The sequence below is a fragment of the Caballeronia udeis genome (assembly GCF_001544555.2).
Lineage (GTDB): Bacteria > Pseudomonadota > Gammaproteobacteria > Burkholderiales > Burkholderiaceae > Caballeronia > Caballeronia udeis.
The window spans coordinates 14,475-37,974 of sequence record NZ_FCOK02000064.1; the positions used below are offsets into that span (position 1 = coordinate 14,475).

The window sequence follows — 23,500 nt, forward strand, 5'->3', positions numbered from 1 at the left end:
AAACCAATCCCATGACAGACAAATCCGATCCCGACAAACTGAAGGGTCCCGGCGGATTGACGTTGCGCCAGATCCACGAACAGGTTCAGAAAAGCGTCCAGCGCGACCGCGAAGAGCAGGCAACGCGTAAGACCAGCGCTCCGCCGCAGAGCAAGTGGCAACGTTGGGTACGCTACGTGTGGGGCCGCAGCGGCCGTCGCTAGAGCCTGCTCAGGCTATTTTGACCGAGAGTTCCGTACCACCCTTGATGGGTAAATTGATGGACAGAAAGCCGTTTGCAGGATTCCGAATGAATTCGATGTAGTCCGGCTCACCGTTATCGTTCATCAAAAAACCACCGGTCCGGATCTGTGGCGCCACGATCTCGATGACCTGCCTGGCCAGCGACGGTTCCGACTCCAGCGGCCATCCATCGATAAGCGCGAAATCAACCGGGCCGCCAAGATCCCTGAGGGTCTGGCGACCATCGCCCTCGCGAATGTCCACATAACCGGCCAATCCGGCGTCGGCGGCATTTTGTCTTGCAGTCGCTACCTTTGACGGAACGAGCTCGGAGCCAATCACCGTGCCGCCGCCGTTGTCGCGCATCGCTGCCGCGAAATAGAGCGTCGAGAATCCGACGGAAGTTGCGAACTCCACGACCCGGGTCGCACGAATAGCGCGGCACAGCAGATAGATCACATCGCCTTGAGCGGGAAATATCGAAAAGCCGTAATCAGCATAATCGGCCGGATCGCAACTCGGATTGGCACGCGGACCGCCGTCGTCTGGATAGCGTTGCGAAGCCCACACCCGATCGATCACCGCATTGATTTTTGCGTCTTTAAGAGGACTCCGGCCGTTTGAGGTCCGGGCTTCACGAAGAATATTTTCAATCGTTTTGGTATCCATCGGGAGATCTTCCAGTGAAATTGAAAAGGCGTGTCATGTCCAGAAATCGGGGCGATGCAGGATCGAACAACTGGTCCGGATCCCTGCAATCAAAGACGTTTCAAGCGCGGAAATATTGTGGACAAACGAGAATTAATTGACCGGTGGCCATTCGGGGTGCCGAAAACGCAGGCGTCAGCGCAATCAGTTCAGGCGGGCTAAGCGCCTGAAGAAGAGACAGGGGCAACACAGAGATACAGGTAACTAATGGCACTAAAGCTGAGCTTCAATAGCCGCTTTATCTATAACGGACCATACCTGCTCAATCTTGTCGCCGCGGAATTGATAGAACACATTCTCTGCGAAGGAAACTTTCTTGCCGTTTACAGCAAGGCCAAGGAACGTTCCCTTTGGCGTGCAGTTGAAGTCCAACCGGCTGGCCACATAAGACGAATCGGCAACCAACAACTGAATGTGGAAATAAAGATCCGGAATTTCATGAAAGTCTCTCACCAGCATCTCGCGATAACCTGACAACCCGATCCGCTGACCGTTGTAATGTACGTCGTCATGAACGAACTGTCCGAGATTCACCCAGTCCTGCTTGTTCAGGCACGCAATATAGCCACGGTAGACATTGGACAGGTCGGTTTTATTCACGGCAATTTCCCTGACGAGTTGAAATTCCACAGCCAAGAATAACATCGTGGAAATCGAATCGCCGCGCCACGGCGACGAACGCGGGCAAGTCATTGGGATTCTCGCGGGCCATTCATGAATCCAGCTCATAGGGCTTTGCCGGCTCTACCGTCTAGTCAGGCGCTGACGCAGCCCGTAAATTTAACGCTATAGGCAAAGCGGTCCGGATACCGATCGAAGGACGACGAGCCGCTTAAAACCAGCGCTCGAAAAAAGATCGGCGGCAATGACTCGAGCTCAATCCGGGTATGGCTATTGGCTATTCACCCAGTCACGCACGGCTTGTGCGAACAATCTCAGCGCGGTCGGCGGGTGCCGGTTGGCCGGGTAGTAAAGGCACAGGCCGGGAAAGGCGGGACTCCATTCGGGAAGAAGCTGGACCAGCCGGCCTGATGCCAGATGGTCTGCCACCTGGTAGTCCGGGACCCAGGCAATGCCAATGCCCGCGAGCGCCGCCTCAACCATCACATTGATATTGCCAAGCGTCATTGGCCCGTCGACATCGATGCTGGCGGTTTTGCCGCGATGTTCAAGATCCCAGCGGTAGAGCGCGCCGCTCTCGAACCGGAAACGGATGCAACGGTGCTGCGCCAGATCGTCCGGTGCCTTGGGCGGCTCATGACGCGAGAGATAGTCCGGCGACGCCACTGCGGCAAAGCGCATGTCGGGGCTGAACCGGATGGCGACCATATCGCGCGGTACGTCCTGGAGCACACGTATGCCGGCATCGAAACCATCGGCCACGATATCGACAAGCCGCGTGTCCACGACGAACTCCACGTGGATGCCGGGATAGGAGGCAAGAAAGTCGGGAAGCACATGGCGGACGATGTATTTCGCCCCGTTCTCGGACGCGCTGATCCGGATCGATCCCGAAGGCCGGTCGCGTGTTGAGACCACCTCGTTCACCGCATCCGCGAGCTCGGCCATGGCCGGTCCAACTCGCTGCAGGAGTTGCTCGCCGGCCTCGGTCAAAGCGACTGACCGCGTCGTGCGATTGAACAAGCGCACGCCAAGGCGCTCTTCCAGACCGCGCATGGAATGACTGAGCGCCGACGGCGAAACGCCCAGCGTGCGCGCCGCCGCACGGAAACTGCGCTGGCCGGCAATCGCAACAAAAGCCGTGAGTTCGGATAGACCGGCACGCAACATAGATGAATTCTCCTCAACACCCCGTGCAAGTCTAGCCGGATTGTTGAGCGCAACACAACAGCCTAAGCTTGATGACTGTCGAATAGCGGTTCGCGGCATTCTGAAAGGAGAAACATCATGCAAAAACGCAAACTTGGAAACAGCGGTCTTGAAGTGTCGGCAATCGGCCTGGGATGCATGGGTCTGAGCTTCGGTTATGGCCCAGCCACTGAAAAGTCCGATGGCATCAAACTGATTCGGGCGGCCTTCGAGCGTGGTGTCACGTTCTTCGACACTGCCGAATGCTACGGCCCGTTCATCAACGAAGATCTGGTCGGAGAGGCACTGGCGCCGTTTCGTGACCAGGTGGTTATCGCCACCAAGTTCGGCTTCCAGGACGGCGACTCGAAGCAGCCCCTCGACAGCCGCCCCGAACGCATCCGCGCCGTGGCCGAAGCCTCGTTGAAGCGTCTGAAGACCGATCGCATCGACCTGTTCTATCAGCATCGTGTCGATCCGGATGTACCGGTTGAAGAGGTGGCCGGCACGGTCAGGGATCTGATCCAGGAAGGAAAGGTCAAGCACTTCGGCATGTCCGAAGCGGGCGCGCAATCGATCCGTCGCGCCCATGCCGTGCAGCCGGTGGCGGCGTTACAGAGCGAGTATTCGCTATGGTGGCGTGAGCCGGAAACCTCCGTGCTGCCGACGCTCGAGGAACTGGGCATTGGCTTCGTGCCGTTCAGCCCGCTCGGCAAGGGTTTCCTGACCGGCGCCATCGACGAGAAGACCTCCTTCGACAAGACCGACTTCCGTAACATCGTGCCGCGTTTCTCCGAGGAAAACCGCAAGGCGAACGCGGGTCTGGTCGAGGTGCTTGGCCGGATTGCCGATGGCCGTGGCGCGACGCGGGCGCAGATCGCCATTGCGTGGCTTCTCGCGCAAAAACCGTGGATCGTGCCCATTCCCGGTACGACCAAACTGCATCGTCTGGAAGAGAACGTCGGCGCGGCTGCGGTCGAACTATCGGCTAATGATTTGTCTGCGATTGAAGCGGCGCTGCAGCAGATCACCGTGGTGGGCGATCGCTACCCGGCGGCGCTTCAAAAGCGCGTCGATCGCTAAACCAACCGTCGCTGCAATCCGCACGGCGCCCGGCTTCACGTGCCCGTTGCCGCAGTCACGCCTGACGGCGTGGAAGCGGCAGGTCAGTAAAACCACGCGGCTTTGATCAAGGGTCGCATCACGCGCCAAATGAAGGAGTCAGACCATGAGCTACAACATTGAAGGAAAAGTCGTCGTGATCACCGGCGCGAGCAGCGGACTGGGGGAAGCGACCGCCCGGCATCTGAGCGCACAGGGCGCACACGTCGTGCTGGGCGCGAGGCGCATGGATCGCATTCAGGCGCTTGCCGATGAGTTGACCCGTAGCGGGGCAAAAGCAATCGCCGTTGCAACCGATGTAACCCGCTTCGACGACGTCAGGAAACTGGTCGATACCGCCGTGCAGGCCTTCGGGCGCGTGGACGTCATGATCAACAATGCGGGGTTGATGCCGCACTCACCGCTCGAACGTCTCAAGGTCGACGACTGGAACCGCATGATCGATGTGAACATCAAGGGAGTGCTGTACGGCATTGGTGCGGCACTACCGTACATGAAGGAACAGAAAAGCGGCCAGATCATCAATGTCTCGTCCGTGGCCGGTCATAAGGTCCGGCCCGGCAGCGCGGTTTATGCAGCCACTAAAAGCGCGGTGCTGATGCTGTCCGAAGGATTGCGTCAGGAGGTCAAGGCCTACGATATCCGCACGACAGTGATCTCGCCGGGTGCCGTGGACACGGAATTGCCGAACAGCATCACCGAGCCGGATGTGGCCGGCTATGTCAATAAGTTCTACGAAGAAAATGCGATTCCGGCTGAATCATTTGCACGGGCGGTCGCATTCGCGATCAGCCAGCCGCCGGAAGTCGATGTGAACGAGATCCTGTTCCGCCCCACCCATCAGGAGCTTTAATCGGCGCGGATCACGGAATCCAGCGGGCCATGACATCAGAAGCGCCCGACGAGACCCTGGTGGGTCCGCGCCGGGCAGGATCACTTCCAGATCAGCGCATGCCGCCACTCGCGACAAGGTGTTCGCCCGTCATCCAGCGCGAGTCGTCTGACGCAAGGAACACTACGACCGACGCGATGTCATCCGGTTGACCCAGCCGGCCCAGCGGCGTCTGGGCGAGCGCCCACGCATCGAGGTCGGACCCGATTATCCCCGCGCTTTGGGTACCCTCAGTCACCACCACGCCGGGATTGACCGAGTTCACACGAATTTTCTTCGGCCCGAGTTCGCGTGCGAGCACGCCGGTGATTGCATCGACCGCGCCTTTCGTGCCGCTATAGACGGCGCTTGCCGGAGGTGTAATGCGGGTGACAACCGAACTGACATTGATGATGCTCGCGCCCTCGCCGAAATGACGAACAGCGGCCTGCGTGGTGAGCAGCACGCCCAACACGTTGGTGTTGAACTGTTTATGGAAGTGCTCTTCGGTGATCTCTTCAATAGCCGAGAACTCGTAGATTCCCGAGTTGTTGACAAGAATGTCGACGCGCCCAAACGTGTCGATGGCCGCTTTGACAATACCTTGCGCATCTGCTGCCTTCGAAACATCGCCGCCAACCGCAACTGCGTGGCCGTCGGCCGCGGTAATCGCTGCGACAACGGCTTCGGCGCCGGCTTTGCTGCTTGCATAGTTGACAACCACCGACGCGCCCTCTGCTGCGAGCGCCTTGGCAATAGCGGCGCCAATACCCTTGGACGCGCCCGTGACGACGGCCACCTTACCGGTGAGCTTGCTCATGATCGTTTCCTTGAAGAGAGTGAGTACCGTGGACATTGACTGGCTGTTTCCGGAGCCAATCAACCTGGGGTGGTGCCAATCTAGACATCTCTTCAGCCGCGATAAAGCGGCGCAAAACGAATTGACTGATGGGATTTGACGAATAATCGAAGGACAGCCGCTGTACAGGACATCGACGATGATCGCCGAAGGCTGGCGATTTTCGGCTTGAAGATCACAGACGACAAGGACCACAAGGGGTCACGCTCGTCGTGCACCAATCATGACGCATAGCGCGCCAGGAACATATCGGCTGCGGATTCCGCTACCTGCTTTTGTTCATCTTTGTTTAAGGTGCACTGCCCCATTGTGACCTGCGGCCAGAACGCAAATGCTTTCACGAGGCCCTGCAACTGCAGCGAGGCGAACACGGGGTCCGGCGTCTTGAGCCGGCCATCGGCAGCGGCTGCGCGTATCCACACGGTCAGGTCTTCTTCGCGCTCACCCATGCGTGCCACCATGTCGCGCGCGCGCTCCGGCGAGTGAATACCCGCCGCAATCGCCACGCGCGCGAGCGACAGGAATGCCTCGTCATTTAAAAGCCGCAGTTTTTTCAACAGCAATTGAAGCAACTGCGCGCGCAGCGGCTGGGCGTTGGAATAAGCGGGCGCCTCTCCCGTGTCGCTCGCGTCCCACAACTGCCGCAGGATTGCAGCGAACAGCGCTTCCTTGCTTGGGAAATGGTTATAGACCGTCCGCTTCGAGACGCTCGCGCGGGCCGCGATGCGGTCCATGCTGGTTGCGTCGAAGCCCGCAGCAAGAAATTCCTCAATAGCCGCAGCAATCACGGCGGCGCGCTTGCGATCGGTCAGGCGTAGCGGATTGTCACTGGCGTTCATGGTTAAATTTTACACCAGGCAGTTTACTTTTTTCTACGATAAACTACACTGCACAGTCTACTTTTCGTATCGGGACGTCTTACATGACATCGTTTACCGGTTCTATCCGCCGCGCCTTGGGGCTGACAGCAGCGCGCCGCGGGCGTGAATCATTCGACACGTCGACTCAGCATGACGGCGAGCGTTTTCGTAATGTCAAACCTCGTCCCGTCGAAGGAATCGGCAAGACCCTCGGCATCATGTGGAATTTGCTGTTCAAGAAACCGGACGGGACGGCGCCTGCAAGCACCCTGCCTGTCGATGCGGTGACGCGTGAACAGCTTGAGGCGGCGCCTGACCGCAGCCTGTATCGGCTCGGGCATTCGACCATGCTGCTCAAGTTGCGCGGTCAGTTCTGGCTGACCGACCCGGTCTTTGCCGAACGTGCGTCGCCGTTCCGGCGGTTCGGCCCAAAACGTTTTCATGCGCCGCCCATTGCGCTCGCCGACTTGCCGCCGTTGCGCGGCGTGATTCTGTCCCACGACCACTACGACCACCTGGACCGCGAGACGGTGCTGGCGCTCGCCGCTACCACGAGCGTGTTTCTGACGCCGCTGGGTGTGGGCGACCGGCTGATCGAGTGGGGAATCGACGCCGCGAAGGTACGCCAGTTCGACTGGTGGCAGGGGGTAGAGATCGACGGTCTGTCGTTCACGGCAACGCCGGGCCAGCATTTCTCCGGCCGCAGCCTTTTCGACGGCAACAGCACCCTGTGGGCGTCGTGGGTCATCGTCGACGGCGATCTGCGCGTGTTCTTCAGCGGCGACACGGGCTACTTCGACGGATTCAGGACCATTGGCGAGCGACTCGGTCCATTCGATATAACGCTGGTCGAAACGGGCGCCTACGACGCCCAATGGCCGTACGTCCACATGCAGCCCGATGAAACCGTCCAGGCACACGTCGATCTGCGCGGAAACTGGCTGATGCCCATTCACAACGGCACGTTCGATCTGGCGATGCATCGCTGGCAGGAACCATTCGAGCGCGTAATAGGGCTCGCCGCCGCGCGCGGCATTCCGCTCGCCACGCCGCGCATGGGTGAGCGGCTGGATCTGGCTGCGCCGCACCGCGGTGAGCGATGGTGGCGTGAGGTCGCCGAGACCGTGCAAGAGCCCAGGACGCTGCGGAGCCGCTTCTCCTGCCGCAATGCGAGCCAAGCTAATTCGCAAAGCTAATTATTGGCTTGGCAATCGCTCGTCGTCATTCCGGTCTCCCAGGAGCGCGCTGCAAACGCTCAGGCATGCTTTTGCACCAGACGAACGACGGTATTCCAACTGCGTGTCGTGACGGGAAGGCCCAGGAGTTTTTCGAGAAATGCGTTGGGACTTCCTGGTGTATTACCGACTTTGATGCTGACGCTAAATGCCTCGGAATCGGTCAGTTGCAACACCTTTACGTCGCGTCGTTTCGATTCCAGGGGAAGCTGCGCAGCGGACAAGCCATGCGTTGTATCAAGGAAGGACGCGCAGCACGCGTAGACACCGCTGGACTCCATGCCTGCAAATGGGTCGAGAGTGACGATCTGAGTCAGATAATCAATAGTACGAATGAATCCCGGCTCTTTGAAACCACACGTTTTACGAAGTATCTCGCAAGCGCCATTGAACACCCTTTGCGATTGAGTGACGGAGCGTGTTGTGAAGACCATCGTTCCATTTGTCAGGAACGAAGACGCTGACACTGCGCCCGCGGCAACGAACGCCTCTTCGAACTGGACCTTGGTAGGACAATTCGGCCGTCCGAGATTCAAGTTGCGAAAGAAGGCGGCGTGCTTCTTCATTGTGGTCCTCGCTTCTCAGCGGGCGTGATTATTCCATTCCAGGAGCAAGGCGGGCAATTCGGCCATGTTGTGAAAGACCTGAACAGCGCCCGCTTGGCTAAGTGCGTCCGGCTCGCTGTGGCCGTACTCGCTCGGGCTGTACCCGAAAACCGTAGCACCCGCAGCAACGCCGGCGGTCACACCTGTGACAGTGTCTTCCACGATCGCGCAGCGCGCCGGGTCAACATTTAACGCCTTGGCCGCGGCCAGGTACACGTCCGGGTATGGCTTGCTGCGTGCCATTTCATGGCCGCTGAAGATTCGACCTTCGAAGTGGTCGAACATGCCTACCTTCGACAGTTGCATCTCGACCTTATGCCGGTCGGCACCTGACGCGACTGCAATGCGACCATTGAACTGGTCGTGTACCGCTTGTACCGCCAACAACGCGCCAGGAATGGCTACGAGCTCACGATCGAGCACCTCATTGCGCCGCGCCCGAAATTGCATGAGCCATTCGGAAGTGATAGCCACGCCGGTGCGGGATTCGATGAGCGGCGCCTCATCTTTCACGGCCTTGCCGACGAAGATTTGCATTGTCTCCTCAACAGTGATGCTCCAGCCCAGTTCACCCAGCATGGAGGTCAGTACACGGTTGGTGATGAGTTCCGAGTCTACGAGTACGCCGTCGCAGTCAAAGAGTACGGCGTCGAAAGAAAGGTTAGCCATCTGACGGATAGAGGAAGCGGTTTTAGAAGCAGGCAAGGATACCGCACGAGGCAGCGAAGGGGTTTATGCGGCCGATCCTGACTCCCGGGGCAAGATGCCATTACAATCCGACACTTCGATCCGACAAGCGTGATTTGCACCATGAGATACCTTCTTGCATCAACACTCGCGGCGGTCGTCCTGGTCGCGAGCACGGCTGCAAAAGCCCAAACCCCCGCGAGCAGTGACACACCCAAGGAGCAGTGCGCCATTGGGCATGTCACGGGTGTCGGTGGATCGGCGCAGAGCGTTCATGAATACCTTGCGACCCCCGACAGGGACAAATATCGCTACCTTAGAGACAACCCGATCCAATGCCGAATCTCCGACGAGGGCACCGCGTCTGCCTGTACCGGCATCACAGACCTGCGGAATGAAAAAGTCAGCGTGTACGACGACGTCGACAGCGAAACAATGGCCGTGGTTGCGCGCGTGGAACTCGATCGGGGGACCTACCCGGTGATCATCGTGGTGCCAAGGAAGGATGTGAAATGCGAGGAATGAATGCCCTCAGGAAGCGGGATGTTCCGTACGCCAGGGCGTTCGAGTATCCAGAGGCGATATAGACAGGCGATGAATTATTGTTTCGACGGCATGCTCAACCGAAACGTTAGCCGTGTCGACTACAAGATGCTCTGAATCCCATGGATCGTATTGACGTTCACATACGCCTTTCCATGTTGGCAGCTTGTGGCCAGGAATATCGGCCGTTCGCCCCTCCACCCTCAGACGGTGCGTCGTTGTGTCAGAGCAGATCAGCTCAATTTCGAAGATCCGCACCCCGGCCTTGTGCGCCACATTTCTCCAGGCGCTGCGCGTAACATCCAACGGATTGACCGAGTCTGCAACCACGGTCAAGCCGAGGCGTAAATTATCGTTCGCAACGGCATATCCGGCCAGATAGCCCAAGGGGCCAATATCCGTCCGGCCTTCTCCGGACCCCATGAGTGCCTGTTCCAACGTATCGATACGTACATAAACCGCGGCGAGCCTGCGTACGAGCGCTTGAGATACGGTCGTCTTGCCGGTACCCGGTAGTCCTCCGAAGGCAATCAACATTTCCAACGCTCCCTATGTAGCGGATAGTGTTTGATTGTCGCGGATTCCCATGGCGACCTCCAGTGCCGGTGTTGATCTCGCTGGGCGTGAACGATGAGTTAAAACGCTTCCCACGCCGCGCTGGTGGACGCCGTGACACCTGCGGGGGCGAGTACGGCTCGCGCGGCGGGCCGTTTGGCGACCGGAGCCGCTGTCTTGGTGGCCGGCGCCGTATGGCGTTTCGCGGGCGCCGGGCGGCGGGGTGCCACCGTTGCTCGATCGGCTGCGTGTCCGGGGGTCGCCGCACCAAGACGGAAAAAGGCCACGGACTCCGTTAAACGCCGTCCCTGCTCTTCCAGCGATTGAGAGGCCGCCGCTGCTTCTTCCACCAACGCAGCGTTTTGTTGCGTCACTTCGTCCATCTGCGTGATTGCCTGATTGACCTGCTCGATTCCCCGGCTCTGCTCCCCGGACGCAGCGGCTATCTCGCCCATGATGTCAGTCACGCGTGAGATGGCCTGCGTGACGTCCGACATGGTCCTGCCCGCGTCTGCGGCCAGCGCCGAACCATCCTGAACCTTTTGCACCGACGTGGCGATCAAATCCTTGATCTCCTTCGCCGCACTCGACGAACGTTGCGCGAGGCTGCGCACTTCGCTGGCAACAACCGCGAAGCCACGCCCCTGCTCACCTGCGCGGGCGGCTTCGACCGCCGCGTTCAGCGCGAGGATGTTGGTCTGGAAGGCAATCCCTTCGATGATCCCGGTGATGTCCGCGATCTTCGTGGAGCTTTGGCTGATTTCGCTCATCGTGTCGACGACCCGGCTCACCACCGCATTGCCCTTTTGCGCCACTTCGGATGCGTCGGCGGAGAGTGAACTCGCTTGCTGCGCGCTCTCGGCGTTCTGCTTCACCGTGGACGTCAATTCTTCCATGCTGGATGCCGTTTCTTCGAGCGATGCCGCTTGTTCTTCCGTGCGCGAGGACAAGTCCACGTTGCCCGCAGCGATCTGACTGGACCCGCTGGCGATGCTCTCAGCCGCACTCCGAACCTGACCGATCAGCTTGACGAGGCTGCCTTGCATTTCGCCCATGGAAGCGAGCACGCTACCGGCCGGCGCGTGCTGCGCGCCCGGCACGGGACTCAGATCTCCACTGGCGATACGTTCGGTGACCTCACCCAAGGTGGCAGGCTCAGCACCCAAGGCACGCGTCAAACCGCGAGTGATGAGCACACCCGCCAACGCGGCCGCCGCGACCGCGGCCAGGCAGATTGCGATCAGCAGATTGCGCTGGCTCGCACCGTGCTGCGCGGACTCCTCGACAATCTGCACCGCACGACTAGCGGTGAAGCTCGAATAGTCGTTGGTCGCCTTGATCAATGCCGCAAGCAGCGGTCTGCCTTCGTCATTCATCTTCGCGACAGCTTCGTCACGCTTATTGTCGAGAGCGAGATTGGCACTTGCCTGCGCCACCGGGCCATAGGCTGCTTCGACACGGTTGATCTCGCCAACAAGACTGCGGGCCTTATCGCTCGGGTCAGTCGCGTTGGCCATCATTTCATTAAGCTGCCTAAGGCGGGACTGGACATCGTCGTTGGCCTGGGTAACGGCGGCCTTCTCGGTTGCGATGTCCGCAGGCGTAGTCACCAGCACGAGATTGCGAGCAGCAATGGCGCGCCGGTCAACCGCGGTCCGAACGCGTCCCGCCATATCAGCGCGCGCGCTGATGCCCGCGACATAGCTGGAAAATCGCTCGTTCGAGTCGTTCAATGCCTTCACTGACAGGCCTGATACAACCAGGACGATCCCGGCAAGCACTCCAAAACCCGCGCTCAGCTTCGCCTTGACGGTCATCTGTTTGAGATTCATTTGTTGTTGCTCCGGTCTATATAAAAAGAGAACGCCCTAGTTGCCCGGCACACGCTTTTGTCCTGTCAGCATGCGTGGTCCATCTGACACGACAGCACTCTTTGCGGCAAACAGTGGGTGATACACCTGTGTCTCTGCTTTACGGCAGCGGAGTCCTCTCTCGGCAGAGGAACAAACCCTCGGGCAAGCCTATGCAAACAAGCAAGTGAAATGGAATTCGTGGCCCCGATGCACTCGCCACGCCGCCATAGCTCAGCCAGGCTTTCAGCGAATCACGCTGCGACGGTGTGCCCCAGAGTTTCACGCAATACGGTGGCCAGTTCCTGCGCAACAAACTTCGAGATATACGCATCGGCGCCGACTTTTCTCACGTGCTCCTCATTGGCAGATCCGGACAACGACGAATGGATGACGACAGGGATCGATCGCAGCGCGGCGTTACCCTTGATCTTGCGAGTCAAGGTAAAGCCGTCCATTTCCGGCATCTCGAGGTCCGTTAAAACCAGTGCGATTTCGTCACTTACCGCGCGCCCCGACGAGTGCGCGCGTTTCTCCGCCGCCTCCAGCAGGTTCCACGCTTCGAGCCCCGTCTTCGCCATGATGAACGGCAAGCCCATTGCAGTGAGACTTTGTTCAATCAAGCTGCGCGCTACGCCCGAATCATCAGCCGCGAGAATTTTGGCGCCGCGCGCAATAGTGACGCGGCCCACGGTAGCCTCAGTAATAGCAGGCTCGCTTCCCGGAAGCACGTCGCGCAAAATCTGCTCGACGTCGAGAAGTTGAGCCAGACGCGAGCCGTCTACGTTGCCGTCAAGACGTGCGATGCTGGTCACGGTCTTTCCGGTCGAATGGGCTTCCGCTGACAGCACCTGGTCCCACTCAAGACGAACGATGTCATCGACCTCTTCGACTGCAAAGCCTTGGGTCGTCCTGGCAAACTCGGTGACGAGCAAGATCCGTGGCTTTCCCCTCGGTGTACAACCCGTCAGCTTGGGCAAGTCAATGACTGGAATGATTTGCCCGCGAATATCAGCAATGCCGAGGATATTGTCCGATGCACCTGCAATGACCGTGAAGGCAGGCATCTCAATGATCTCCCGAACTTTGAACACGTTGATGCCGTAAAGCTCGCGCTGCGTCGAGTTTGGCGCCTCACCAAGGCGGAACAGCAGTAGTTCGAACCGGTTGTTTCCCGCCAGGTTTGTCCGTTGCTCAACATCATGCTGGGAACTACTCATCTGATTCGCCTCGATTCTGTTCGGCGTGACCGTTTGTTCGGAGCACGCTTCGTTATGGTTGATGACGCAGCTTTCTGCCCCGGCTGAAAACGGGCTGTGCAAGGTGGGAATCCGCAATGCCGACGACGCGCTCCGTAAGCGTCGGTCGAACTTCGAATTCTATTGTTCAGACGTATGTCGCTTAGCCATTCTTAGCCATTGCTTCATATGTGTTAACGACACGCAGTTCAGCAGCTTGACTTTTGATTTTCTTAAGACCCCTCACGTTTTCCCCAATAAAGCGTTCGTGAAGATTCAACGTCTGGTGTCCGCCATACCCGCGCCATACCCGGTTTCTGCGTCAAGCCGGTGAACTAAGCCACAATCGCGCCCCTCTTTGCGGTCTTGTGATCCCTGCATTAGGTTAAGCTTGGCTTACGCTGCGAATGAAGGATCGAGAGCGTATTGAATTAAGAGCATGCTGCACAAGGCGCCGGTCTTTCCCCGAAACGACAACGCACCGCTCTGGAAAACCGCGAGCAATCAAAACAAAGGGCAGGAATGGGCCACGAAGAGTTCATGTCGCAGGAGGAGGTTGATGCGCTGTTGAAGGGCGTCACCGGCGAGACCGACACGGTTGTCGAGCAAACTTCTTCGTCTGTCGCACGCCCCTACAATCTCTCCGCCCAGGAGCGGATAGTCCGCGGCCGGATGGCAGGTCTTGAAATTATCAACGATCGCTTCGCCCGCCTCCTGCGCGGGGGGATCTTTCACTTGATGCGCCGCACCGCGGAGATTTCGGTCGGAGCGATCAAGGTTCAAAAGTACAGCGAATTTACGCGCAACCTCCCTATTCCGACCAACCTGAATCTGGTCCATGTAAAACCGCTGCGCGGTACCGCGCTTTTCGTGTTTGATCCGAATCTGGTGTTCTTCGTGGTAGATAACTTGTTTGGCGGCGACGGACGGTTTCACGTTCGTGTAGAGGGGCGCGAGTTCACGGCCACTGAACAACGCATCATTGGCAAGCTGCTCGACGTTATTTTTGAACACTATATGGCGGCGTGGATGAACGTACGTCCCCTGACCCTTGAGTACGTTCGATCAGAGATGCATACGCAGTTCGCGAACGTGGCGACACCCAATGAGATCGTCATTGTCACCCAGTTTTCCATCGAGTTTGGTACGACCGGAGGAACGCTCCACGTTTGCTTGCCGTATTCAATGATCGAACCCATTCGTGATCTGCTATTTTCACCGCATCAAGGCGAGACGCTTGACGTCGACCAGCGATGGGGACGCGTGCTCGCCACGCAATTGCAGGCCGCCGAGCTCGAGGTGACGGTTGATCTTGCTGACATACCGACGACGTTCGAGAAGATCCTGAGCCTGCGTGCAGGCGATGTGATCCCGATCAACCTTGGCCAATACGTCACCGCAAAAGTTGACTCCGTGCCGGTCATGGAGTGCGGCTACGGAATTTTCAACGGCCAGTACGCGTTACGCGTGAACAAAATGATCGCTTCGGAAGAAGTGATGATAAAGGCGGCGGAATATTAGCATTTGTCCGAATTTTCCTTACCGCACCTGCGTTTTGTCCCCACTGGGAGCTCATTCGCGATTGCAGTTAGACTATTTGCCATGAACGAATGCCGTTACTGCCGAAAAATGCGTGACGAATGGGATTGCCACGGGCAGGAGTGCCGCACGGCCATAGCCAAGGCTCTGCGGAGGCAGCGCCTTGGCCTGCCGATGGTGCCGAATCTCATCCGCAACGAAATTCCCGCTGGCGCAAGCACGGGCGAGGTCATTACCGTCCTGTGGCGCCAGCGCGTACGCGCTCGCCGCGCCAACGAAGAGCGCCGGAATCGCAAATCAATAGACGATTTCGAAGGCGGCTGACGGCGAACCGTACGTCAGTCGTCGGTTCGCCTCCCGCAACCGAAACTACCCGCGCCCCGGTCCGACGCAGGCGGCAAATCCCGACCTCGTGCGCACGTTCAGTTGACGCGGCGCAAGCCTGTCGCTCCCTCCTGTCGCTCCCTCTTTTGCCGATGGTGAAAGCGACGTATCGATACCGTCAGGCGGGCCCCATGCACTCGCGCAAGCAGCATCTCAATCGCAACAATTGACTGCCACCATTCGCATATTGAAGGGCTCTCGGCCACATCAAGGCAAAATACGGGTTTTGGCCCCGCTGGACTCACCTGTTAAACGCCGGCACCCGGTCTCGCAGGCTCTCCGAGTCCGGCAGGACAGCTCGTCGTTCAGGCCAGCCTACCGAAGCAATTGGAGCAATTTTTTATGACCGAATCGAACCTGTCTTTCTTCGGCAGACTTTCCCTCGCCGTCGGGACCTTTTTCGCTGTCGTGGGTGACCGCGAATTCGCGGGCCAGGTGCGCCGGCTCCGCGACGGGGCAGCCGTGACGGCGCCAGTCGCAGCGCGCGAGCCCGTGGCAACGCCCGCACCCACGCCCACGATCAAGGAGGCGAGCCCTGAGTCGGCGCTTCAGCTTTTGGGACTTCTCCAGCGCGGCGCACGCTTCGTTGACTTCGTCGAAGAGGACATCGCGGGCTATTCCGATGCCGATATCGGCGCCGCCGCCAGACTCGTGCACGATGGTTGCCGCGCGACGCTGCGCGAGCATTTCACGCTCCGCCCGGTACGCGAAGAAGCCGAAGGCAGCCGCGTGACGCTCGCCGACGGCTTCGATGCGACGGCGGTCCGGCTGACGGGCAACGTGGTCGGCAAGCCGCCGTTCAACGGCAACATCAGTCACCGCGGCTGGCGGGTCGAGGAGGTCAGGCTCCCGATGCTGACGAAGACGCATGACGCGACCGTGATTGCACAGGCCGAGGTGGAACTATGAGTGAGCCGCGCTATTCGATCGGCATCGACCTGGGCACCACCCACTGCGCCCTCTCGTACGTCGACCTCTCCGCCAGTGACGGCGAGAAAACCATTCAGGGCGTGCTGCCTATCACGCAGCTCACCGCGCCGGGGGCTATCGAAGAGCCTGAACTGCTGCCCTCGTTTCTCTACCTCCCCCATCCGAACGAACTGACGCCGGGTGACCTGGCCTTGCCGTGGACTACCGAGCGCGACTTCGCTGTGGGTGAAATGGCGCGCAGCCGAGGCGCCGGGACGCCCATTCGCCTCGTGTCGAGCGCCAAGAGCTGGCTCTGTCACCCTGGTGTGGATCGCCGCGCGGCGATCCTGCCAAGCGACGCGCCGCCCGAAGTAACACGTGTCTCCCCGCTTGAAAGCTCGGTTCGCTATCTCACGCATTTGCGCGAAGCATGGAACCACGCGCATCCCGATACACCGTTCGACGAGCAGGAAGTCACCGTCACCATTCCTGCTTCTTTCGATCCGGCCGCGAGAGAATTGACTGCCGAGGCAGCGCAAACAGCTGGCTACACCCACATGACGCTGCTGGAAGAACCGCAAGCGGCGCTCTATAGCTGGATCCAGAAAAGCGGCGGCGCGTGGCGCAAGGAGGTGAAGGTCGGCGACATCATCCTGGTCGTGGACGTGGGCGGCGGTACGACCGACCTGTCGCTGATCGCGGTCGTCGAACGCGAAGGGAGTCTCGAACTGCATCGTGTCGCGGTTGGCGAACACATCCTGCTGGGCGGCGACAACATGGATCTGGCGCTTGCGCACGTGGTCGCGCGCAAGCTGGCGGCGCAGGGGACGCAGGCCGACCCGTGGCAGTTGCGTGCCCTCACCTATGCGTGCCGCGCAGCGAAGGAAACTCTGCTGACCGACCGTAGTACGGACACGGTGCCGCTGGTCGTGCCGAGCCGTGGATCGAAACTGATTGGCGGCTCGATCCGCACCGAACTGACCCGTGCGGAACTCACGCAGACAATACTCGAAGGCTTCTTCCCGCAAGTCGATGCCTCCGCGCGCCCGATGAGCCGGACGCGAGCCGGCCTGACCCAGCTCGGTCTGCCGTATGCGCAGGATGCGGGCATCACGCGGCACCTCGCCGCCTTCCTCGGCCGGCAGGTCGCAGCGCTCGCCGAGCTCGACGGACTGCAGCACGTGCCGGCCGGGAACGCGAGCTTCCTGCATCCGACAGCGGTCCTGTTCAACGGCGGCGTGTTCAAGTCAATGCTGCTCGTCGAGCGAATCCTTGACAGCCTCAACGGCTGGCTTGCAGCGGAAGGCGCGCCGCCCGCACGCCTGCTCGGCGGCGCCGATCTCGACCTCGCGGTCGCGCGCGGCGCGGCGTACTACGGCTATGTGAAACGCGGCAAGGGCGTGCGCATTCGCGGCGGCACGGCGCGCGCTTACTACATTGCTATCGAGTCGGCCATGCCGGCCGTGCCCGGCATGGAACCGCCTGTCCAGGCGTTGTGCCTCGCGCCCTTCGGGATGGAAGAAGGAACGGACGCGGCGTTGCCGGCTCAGGAGTTCGGTCTCGTCGTCGGCGAGCCCGTGCACTTCCGTTTCTTCGGTTCATCGGTACGTCGGCAGGATCAGGTCGGCACGATGCTCGACTACTGGTCGCCCGACGAGTTGCAGGAGCTTGAGGAAATCCAGGCGACGCTGCCGCCCGAAGGACGCACGCCCGGCGAAGTCGTGCCGGTGAAGCTGCATGCGAGGATTACCGAAGCCGGCACACTGGAACTCGAAGCCGTGCCACGCGGCACGAGCGAGCGCTGGAAAGTCGAATTCGATATGCGCGGCAGCGCGAACGCCTGAGTGCGATGAAGCAATACATCGTCGGTATCGATCTCGGCACGAGCAATACGGTCGTTGCGTACGTCGGGGCGGATGCTGACGAGATCCGCGTCTTCAATATCGATCAGCTCGTGGGTCTCGGAGAGGTCAGTGCGCAAGACCTGTTGCCGTCCGTGCGCTATCACCCGGCGCGGGGTGAGCTGGCGCCGGGCGATCTGCAATTGCCGTGGAGCGGCACCGGTGACCGGGAGATGCAACCGGCCGTGATTGGCCGTCTCGCTCGCACGCTGGGCGCGCAGGTGCCGGGCCGGCTGGTGACCAGCGCGAAAAGCTGGCTGTCGCATGCGTCGGTGGATCGTCTCGCGCCAATTCTGCCGTGGGGCGCAGGCGATGAAGTCGGCAAGGTTTCGCCGGTGACCGCAAGCGCCAGCTATCTGGCTCACATGCGTGCCGCGTGGAACCGCCGTTTTCCGCACGCGCTGCTCGAAGATCAGGACGTGGTGCTCACCGTGCCCGCATCGTTCGATGACGGCGCGCGTGCGCTTACGCTGGAGGCTGCGCGCATCGCGAAGTTGCCGGCGTTGCGCCTGCTCGAAGAGCCTCAGGCCGCGTTCTACGACTGGCTGTTTCATCATCGCGCGACGCTTGGCGCCGAGCTCGCCGAGACGCGCCTCGTGCTGGTCTGCGACGTGGGCGGCGGCACGACGGACCTCACACTCATCAAGGTGTATTTCGAGGACGGCGAGCCGCAACTGACCCGCATCGGCGTGGGCAACCACTTGATGCTCGGCGGCGACAACATGGACCTTGCGCTGGCGCATCTGGTCGAGACGCGTTTTGCCAAGGAGCAAACGCGCCTGTCAGCGGCGAGCCTGTCCCAGCTCGTCGAACGGTGCCGCGCCGCGAAGGAACAATTGCTTGGTGCGGAGGCGCCCGGCTCCGTCGCGATCACGCTGCTCGGTGCGGGATCCCGGCTGGTCGGCGGAGCACGCACGACCGAGTTGAGCCGGGAGGAAGTCGAGCAGATCATCGTGGAAGGGTTCTTTCCGATGGGCAACCCGGACGAATTGCCTCGACGGTCGCGGGCGGGCATCGTCGAGTTCGGCTTGCCCTACGCGGCCGATGCGGCCATCACGCGGCATATCGCGGCGTTTCTGAACAGGCTCAATGCGCAGTCGCGCGAGGCGTTGGGGGTATCTGATGCGGCGCAAACCTCGATGCCCGATACCCTGCTGCTCAACGGCGGCGTCTTCCGTGCCAAAGCGCTCTCCGGGCGTCTGGCGAGTGCGCTCGGCGCGTGGCGGCAGCGGCCTCTGCACGTGTTGCAGAACGATCATCCCGATGTGGCTGTCGCGCGTGGTGCGGTTGCCTATGGGCTGGCCCGCGCAGGACACGCGCCGCGCATTGGCGGCGGCGCGCCACGCAGCTACTTCCTTGTCCTCGACGACGACAAGGAGGCCTCGCGCGGCGTGTGCCTGTTGCCACGCGGAACCGAAGAAGGCCACGAGGTGCATCTCGAGGATCGCGTGTTTGCGCTGCGGCTTGGGGCACCGGTGCGTTTCCATCTGGTCACGACCATCGCCGACACAGCCTGGCAGCCAGGGGAGCTTGTCGACCTCACCACCGGCGACTTCGTCCGCTTGCCACCGGTCGCGACGGTGGTCCAGCAGGACGCTGGTGGTCCCCGCGAGCGACGGGTCAGACTCACGACATCGCTGACGGAACTCGGCAGGCTCGAGATGCACTGCATCGCAACCGACGACGCTACGCAGCGATGGCTGCTCGAATTCCAGTTGCGACGCGACGACGCTGAACACGACGTCTCTGCAGCTATACGTCATCCTGCGCTCGACAAGGCCATCGAGCTCATCGACCGCACGTTCGGCGCGCGTTCGGCGAATGTCGATCCAAAAGAAGTAAAGCGCCTGCGTGCAGGACTTGAACAGCTACTGGGCCCACGTCAGGGTTGGGATAGCGCCCTGCTTCGCGAACTGTTCGGAGCGCTCTGGGAACGCGCGGGGCGGCGGCGCCGTTCCGCCGATCATGAACGCCTGTGGCTGAATCTGGCCGGCTATTGCGTGCGGCCCGGGTTCGGCTATCCGCTCGACGAATGGCGCATTGAACAGCTTTGGTCACTATTCGATGACGGCATCCAGTACGTCAACGAGGGGCAAGTCTGGTCGGAATGGTGGACGCTGTGGCGTCGCGCGGCGGGCGGCCTGCATGGGGAGGCGCAGCTCCAGGTGCTCGACGCAATGGCCTGGCTTCAGGCCGCTGCGGGCACGAAGCGGCACAAGCTGCCCTTCGATCCGACAAAGGTGGGTTACGCGGACATGCTTCGCCTATCCGCGTCGCTTGAACGCATCCCCGTCGATCGCAAGGTTGAAATCGCGGAACAGCTTCTGGTGCGGCTTCAACGGCCCTCGGAAAACATCCAGGGCTGGTGGGCGGTTGGACGCATTGGCGCACGCCGGCCGTTCTATGGCAGCGCGCATGGTGTTGTCCCGGCCGACGTGGCGACCCGATGGCTGGACGCAATCTTCGCGCTGGACTGGAAAAAGGTTGAGCCGGCCGTGTTTGCCGCCGTGCAAATCGCACGTATGACAGGCGACCGCTCAAGGGACCTGCCGGAAACGGTCCGGGAAACTGTCGTGCGACGGCTCGAAGCCGCGAACGCACCGCCAACATGGACCGCCATGGTTCGTGAAGTCGTCACGCTCGATAACGCAGACACGGGGCGAGTATTCGGAGAGTCACTGCCTGCCGGATTGAAATTGATTGGTGGATAACGCCGGGCTTGAGGGCAGTGGCGGGCCGCGGGAACTTTCAAATATCGGACTCGGGAAAGTTTCCGAATCGCTCCACGACAAAGTCGATGAAACTGCGAAGCTTCGGCGACATCTGGCGATCACGCAAATAGAGCAGGTTGATCGACCGGACGGGCGGCGCATAATTCAGCAGTACCTCGATCAACCGGTTTGCCTTGATATCTGCATCGACCTGGATGGAGGGCAGAATGGCGGTGCCCATGTCAGCGAGTACGACTCTGCGCAACGCGTCCTAGTTGTCGATCTTCAAGCGGCCGTTGATAGGGACGCTTATGCTCCCATTCGGGCCGGACAGCGTCCACTCAGGTTGCGCCGCGTGCATTTCTGAACGTAATGGATAGGAATACGTTAGACATTGGTGAGAGCGCAGATCCTCCGGCGCTGCCGGCACGCCGTTCGAATCGAGGTATGCGGATGACGCACAAAGCACAAGGCGATACGGCTGCAAAGGACGGGCTGTCGGCACCCCCAGTACGTAACTTGATACCGTGGCCGTCTTTTCTCCTGCAGGACCGCACGCACGTTAAGCGCTTTATTTCAAAAGGCTAACAAGCTGACACCATTCGCCTCAGCATGGCCTCGAATCTTTCTTTAATAAGGCTTACTGATTTATTTTTGTAATAAAAATGTTCGTTATTCGAATGTACCAGCATGCAAGCGTTGACTTCGAACACGACGACCCGACCGTTCAGATCCAGCGCGCAATCAATGCCGAAGTAATCGAGGTCGATTTCCCGCTGGATCGCCCGAAGCGCATGGAATTGCCGGGGGCCGAAGACGCTGTGAGGATCCGCGAGGAAAGCTCTTTCCTCGTCCTGCATCCAGTGCTGATTGAGCATATCCGTGTTGGCGTGGTGAACCTTCCATTCGTCATGGATTGCAAGGTGATAGGGATAGATCCCGCCGTCGATAAACATAAACCGGTACTTTCGAAAGAAACCATCGGCAGAGCGGTAATCGAAATACTCTGTCAGGTAAAAGTCAGCATCTGGGAACTGAGCGACGAAGGCGTCGACTTCGTTCTCGTCATGAACCTTCTGGAAGTCATCGCCATTGTGCGTGCCGGCCAGCCGGATGAGCCAGGGCCGCGAGAACGATGCCAACCTGGGATCGCGCTCGAGTCCGAACGCGCGCTCGCCGGAAACACGCAGTGTCTGCGGAATATGACAGCCCGATACTGCGGTCAGCCGACGCGCGATCGAGTCCCGGCTGGTTCGCGCGATCTTGCCCGGATGATTAACCACAGGCTTGCCTATGAGGTCGACGAGTTTCGTAGCGGGCGCAAGCAGAGCGCGGCCTTGATCTACATCAGCGACGAGATTCACCACGACATCGGCGCTGTCGCGCAACATGTCGGTATCGTAAGCAACATCGGGGAGCAGATTGAGCACGTGGGTCTCGTACCCGACCTGATGAACGAGATGTTCGAACGGTGTATTGCCTGCACCGGGTGCGAACAGCATGAGGACGCGAAAGGCTGGCGGCGATTTGATTGCTTCGATCGTGACGAACGGTTTCAACGCGAGGCCGCGGCGATAATGCTCGCGCGCCTGCGGCGTCTGCCCCAGCGCCTGCTGCAAGTTGGCGACGAACTGCAAGGCGCTGGTGTCGTCGGGACTTTGCGCGAGTACGCGCTCGAAGCGATCCAGCGAGAGCTCCAGACGGTTCAAGCCGGCATAGGCGAGGCCAAGCTGCGCGTGAACAGAGACGTCTTCTTGCCATTCGTCCATGCGTTCAGTCAGCAACGTGACTGCATCCTCGAACCTGCCGGCGCGGATAAGAACTTGCGCGAGGCTCTTGCGCACTCCCCAATGACCTGGGTCAATGCGCAAAGCCTCTTGATAGAGCGCTTCGGCTTCGTCGAGCCTGCCTGCGCGGTGGTGCGCGAATGCTTCATCGATCAAGGAAATTATCGATATAGCCGGACTCGGCGTGTGGCGCGTCATGTAGCCTCGTTGCAAGGAAAGGAACGGGCGGGAGGGGAATCCCGCGCCTGGCGCAACGAGGTTGAGTTTAGCTCGTCGGAATCCTTTTATCGTGCGACGCGTCCGAAATATGCGTGAAGCTGAAGGGCACGAACTCGGTCGAGCTAACGTTTTACTGACGCAATGCTGACCGTATTGCAAGTAACGAAATGTGGCTCGCCGGTCGAGCGGGCAGTTACGTGCGCCGCTAAGCGCTGCAGATTTAACGTTGCAATACTAAGGACTTATTCAGGTTGCAGTTGCGTCATCGGCTACTGTGCCCAGCAGCTTCGCGCTATTTGATCGTATCGGCGGCGGCCTTGCACACTGACGCGTCCTGATCGCCTGTGCCGCCACTACAGCCGATAGCGCCGACGAGCTTTCCTCCTTCTACAAGCGGAAACCCTCCCGGCGCTGCAACCAGTTCCGCATCCAGCGTGCCCACGTAGGCGTGTCCGGTCTCAAACTGATTGTAGAAAACCCTCGTTTCCCGACGAAATCTCGCTGACGTGCGCGCTTTGTTCTGCGAGATAGCAATCGACGCGAACTGCGCACCGTCCATTCGTTCGAACGCGAGGAGGTCGCCATGCATGTCGACGACAGCAATATTCATTTTCCAGTCGTGCTTCTTTGCTTCGGCTTCCGCGATCGCGAGCAGCCTCTTCGCGGTGTCGAGATCAATCGTGGTCCCATAGGGAATGTCGAATGGCATCTTGTCAGGCGTGCCGCCCGCGAGAGGCTGTGAGGCTGGGGTTTGAGCTGCCGCAACGGTTGCCGCGGCGAGGCACGCTGAACATGCGATCTGGACGAGGTTTTGCATCACACCACCTCCTGTTTTGGCAGGCCGGATGGTTGTCAACGTAGCGCGACGAGGGCTGGTGCGCAAGGG

23 protein-coding genes and 1 pseudogene are annotated in these 23,500 nt (G+C 60.1%); 10 read left to right on the forward strand and 14 right to left on the reverse strand.

Annotated features, from left to right (window positions below):
* Window positions 1-11 precede the first annotated feature (11 nt).
* Window positions 12-203, forward strand: a complete 192-nt coding sequence (locus AWB69_RS33020) for a hypothetical protein (RefSeq protein ID WP_062091019.1) — start codon at window positions 12-14, stop codon at window positions 201-203.
* A gap of 7 nt (window positions 204-210) precedes the next feature.
* On the opposite strand, the gene AWB69_RS33025 is transcribed toward AWB69_RS33020, so the two are convergent.
* The 3 genes from AWB69_RS33025 to AWB69_RS33035 all read right to left on the reverse strand — a co-directional run bounded on the left by AWB69_RS33025 (window position 211) and on the right by AWB69_RS33035 (window position 2,721).
* The gene (locus tag AWB69_RS33025) at window positions 211-891 is read right to left on the reverse strand and encodes an O-methyltransferase (protein WP_062091020.1); all 681 of its coding nucleotides are present in this window, start codon (window positions 889-891) and stop codon (window positions 211-213) included.
* Window positions 892-1,143: 252 nt separating this feature from the next.
* The gene (locus AWB69_RS33030) at window positions 1,144-1,530 is read right to left on the reverse strand and encodes an ester cyclase (RefSeq protein WP_062091057.1); all 387 of its coding nucleotides are present in this window, start codon (window positions 1,528-1,530) and stop codon (window positions 1,144-1,146) included.
* A gap of 291 nt (window positions 1,531-1,821) precedes the next feature.
* Complete coding sequence (locus AWB69_RS33035; RefSeq protein WP_062091021.1) at window positions 1,822-2,721, reverse strand: LysR family transcriptional regulator; 900 nt, start codon at window positions 2,719-2,721, stop codon at window positions 1,822-1,824.
* Window positions 2,722-2,838: 117 nt separating this feature from the next.
* Here AWB69_RS33035 and AWB69_RS33040 point away from each other — a divergent pair, with 117 nt between their 5' ends.
* Window positions 2,839-3,822 (forward strand): aldo/keto reductase, encoded by a 984-nt coding sequence (locus AWB69_RS33040; protein WP_062091022.1) that lies wholly within the window; start codon window positions 2,839-2,841, stop codon window positions 3,820-3,822.
* Window positions 3,823-3,967: 145 nt separating this feature from the next.
* Entirely contained in the window at window positions 3,968-4,714 is a 747-nt protein-coding gene (locus tag AWB69_RS33045) for an SDR family oxidoreductase (RefSeq protein ID WP_062091023.1), read from the forward strand.
* A 91-nt stretch (window positions 4,715-4,805) separates the two neighbouring features.
* Here AWB69_RS33045 and AWB69_RS33050 read toward each other — a convergent pair whose 3' ends face one another.
* Entirely contained in the window at window positions 4,806-5,552 is a 747-nt protein-coding gene (locus tag AWB69_RS33050) for a glucose 1-dehydrogenase (RefSeq protein WP_062091058.1), read from the reverse strand.
* Between the two features lie 260 nt (window positions 5,553-5,812).
* Window positions 5,813-6,430, reverse strand: a complete 618-nt coding sequence (locus AWB69_RS33055; protein ID WP_062091024.1) for a TetR/AcrR family transcriptional regulator — start codon at window positions 6,428-6,430, stop codon at window positions 5,813-5,815.
* A gap of 83 nt (window positions 6,431-6,513) precedes the next feature.
* On the opposite strand from AWB69_RS33055, the gene AWB69_RS33060 reads away from it, so the two are divergent.
* A complete protein-coding gene (locus AWB69_RS33060; protein ID WP_062091025.1) occupies window positions 6,514-7,647 on the forward strand; it encodes an MBL fold metallo-hydrolase in 1,134 nt (377 codons plus the stop codon).
* Window positions 7,648-7,706: 59 nt separating this feature from the next.
* Here the strand turns inward: AWB69_RS33060 and AWB69_RS33065 are convergent, their stop codons facing one another.
* A complete protein-coding gene (locus AWB69_RS33065; RefSeq protein ID WP_062091026.1) occupies window positions 7,707-8,252 on the reverse strand; it encodes a DUF1697 domain-containing protein in 546 nt (181 codons plus the stop codon).
* 15 nt (window positions 8,253-8,267) lie between these two features.
* Entirely contained in the window at window positions 8,268-8,960 is a 693-nt protein-coding gene (locus AWB69_RS33070) for an HAD family hydrolase (protein WP_062091027.1), read from the reverse strand.
* Between the two features lie 141 nt (window positions 8,961-9,101).
* Between AWB69_RS33070 and AWB69_RS33075 the strand changes: the two genes are divergently transcribed.
* The gene (locus tag AWB69_RS33075; RefSeq protein ID WP_062091028.1) at window positions 9,102-9,503 is read left to right on the forward strand and encodes a hypothetical protein; all 402 of its coding nucleotides are present in this window, start codon (window positions 9,102-9,104) and stop codon (window positions 9,501-9,503) included.
* Window positions 9,504-9,509: 6 nt separating this feature from the next.
* Here AWB69_RS33075 and AWB69_RS33080 read toward each other — a convergent pair whose 3' ends face one another.
* From AWB69_RS33080 to AWB69_RS33090, 3 genes are all read right to left on the reverse strand, one after another.
* On the reverse strand, window positions 9,510-10,058 hold the full coding sequence (locus AWB69_RS33080; RefSeq protein WP_062091029.1) for an AAA family ATPase: 549 nt from the start codon (window positions 10,056-10,058) through the stop codon (window positions 9,510-9,512).
* Window positions 10,059-10,156: 98 nt separating this feature from the next.
* A complete protein-coding gene (locus AWB69_RS33085) occupies window positions 10,157-11,908 on the reverse strand; it encodes a methyl-accepting chemotaxis protein (protein WP_062091030.1) in 1,752 nt (583 codons plus the stop codon).
* Between the two features lie 272 nt (window positions 11,909-12,180).
* Window positions 12,181-13,146 (reverse strand): chemotaxis protein, encoded by a 966-nt coding sequence (locus AWB69_RS33090; RefSeq protein WP_062091059.1) that lies wholly within the window; start codon window positions 13,144-13,146, stop codon window positions 12,181-12,183.
* Between the two features lie 540 nt (window positions 13,147-13,686).
* Between AWB69_RS33090 and fliM the strand changes: the two genes are divergently transcribed.
* The 5 genes from fliM to AWB69_RS33115 all read left to right on the forward strand — a co-directional run bounded on the left by fliM (window position 13,687) and on the right by AWB69_RS33115 (window position 20,608).
* Entirely contained in the window at window positions 13,687-14,685 is a 999-nt protein-coding gene (gene fliM / locus AWB69_RS33095; RefSeq protein WP_062091031.1) for a flagellar motor switch protein FliM, read from the forward strand.
* An 81-nt stretch (window positions 14,686-14,766) separates the two neighbouring features.
* Window positions 14,767-15,027: a hypothetical protein gene (locus AWB69_RS33100; protein WP_062091032.1), complete on the forward strand. Its 261-nt coding sequence runs from the start codon at window positions 14,767-14,769 to the stop codon at window positions 15,025-15,027.
* Window positions 15,028-15,429: 402 nt separating this feature from the next.
* Complete coding sequence (locus AWB69_RS33105) at window positions 15,430-15,996, forward strand: DUF2760 domain-containing protein (RefSeq protein ID WP_062091033.1); 567 nt, start codon at window positions 15,430-15,432, stop codon at window positions 15,994-15,996.
* A complete protein-coding gene (locus AWB69_RS33110) occupies window positions 15,993-17,840 on the forward strand; it encodes an Hsp70 family protein (RefSeq protein ID WP_062091034.1) in 1,848 nt (615 codons plus the stop codon). The genes AWB69_RS33105 and AWB69_RS33110 overlap by 4 nt, the downstream gene beginning before the upstream one ends.
* Window positions 17,841-17,845: 5 nt before the next feature.
* Window positions 17,846-20,608 carry an Hsp70 family protein gene (locus AWB69_RS33115; protein WP_062091035.1) on the forward strand — a complete coding sequence of 921 codons (2,763 nt, stop codon included), beginning with the start codon at window positions 17,846-17,848 and terminating at the stop codon, window positions 20,606-20,608.
* A 37-nt stretch (window positions 20,609-20,645) separates the two neighbouring features.
* Here AWB69_RS33115 and AWB69_RS50935 read toward each other — a convergent pair whose 3' ends face one another.
* The 4 genes and pseudogenes from AWB69_RS50935 to AWB69_RS33130 form a co-directional block, all read right to left on the reverse strand.
* Window positions 20,646-20,873: a LysR substrate-binding domain-containing protein gene (locus AWB69_RS50935; protein WP_407923068.1), complete on the reverse strand. Its 228-nt coding sequence runs from the start codon at window positions 20,871-20,873 to the stop codon at window positions 20,646-20,648.
* Between the two features lie 319 nt (window positions 20,874-21,192).
* Window positions 21,193-22,038, reverse strand: a complete 846-nt coding sequence (locus AWB69_RS49770) for an ATP-grasp domain-containing protein (RefSeq protein WP_231937314.1) — start codon at window positions 22,036-22,038, stop codon at window positions 21,193-21,195.
* 276 nt (window positions 22,039-22,314) lie between these two features.
* A pseudogene (locus AWB69_RS50940) lies at window positions 22,315-22,593 on the reverse strand (tetratricopeptide repeat protein); the annotation flags it as partial.
* Window positions 22,594-22,906: 313 nt separating this feature from the next.
* Window positions 22,907-23,431, reverse strand: coding sequence for a GlcG/HbpS family heme-binding protein (locus AWB69_RS33130; RefSeq protein ID WP_062091038.1), 525 nt, complete (start codon window positions 23,429-23,431; stop codon window positions 22,907-22,909).
* Window positions 23,432-23,500: the final 69 nt, after the last annotated feature.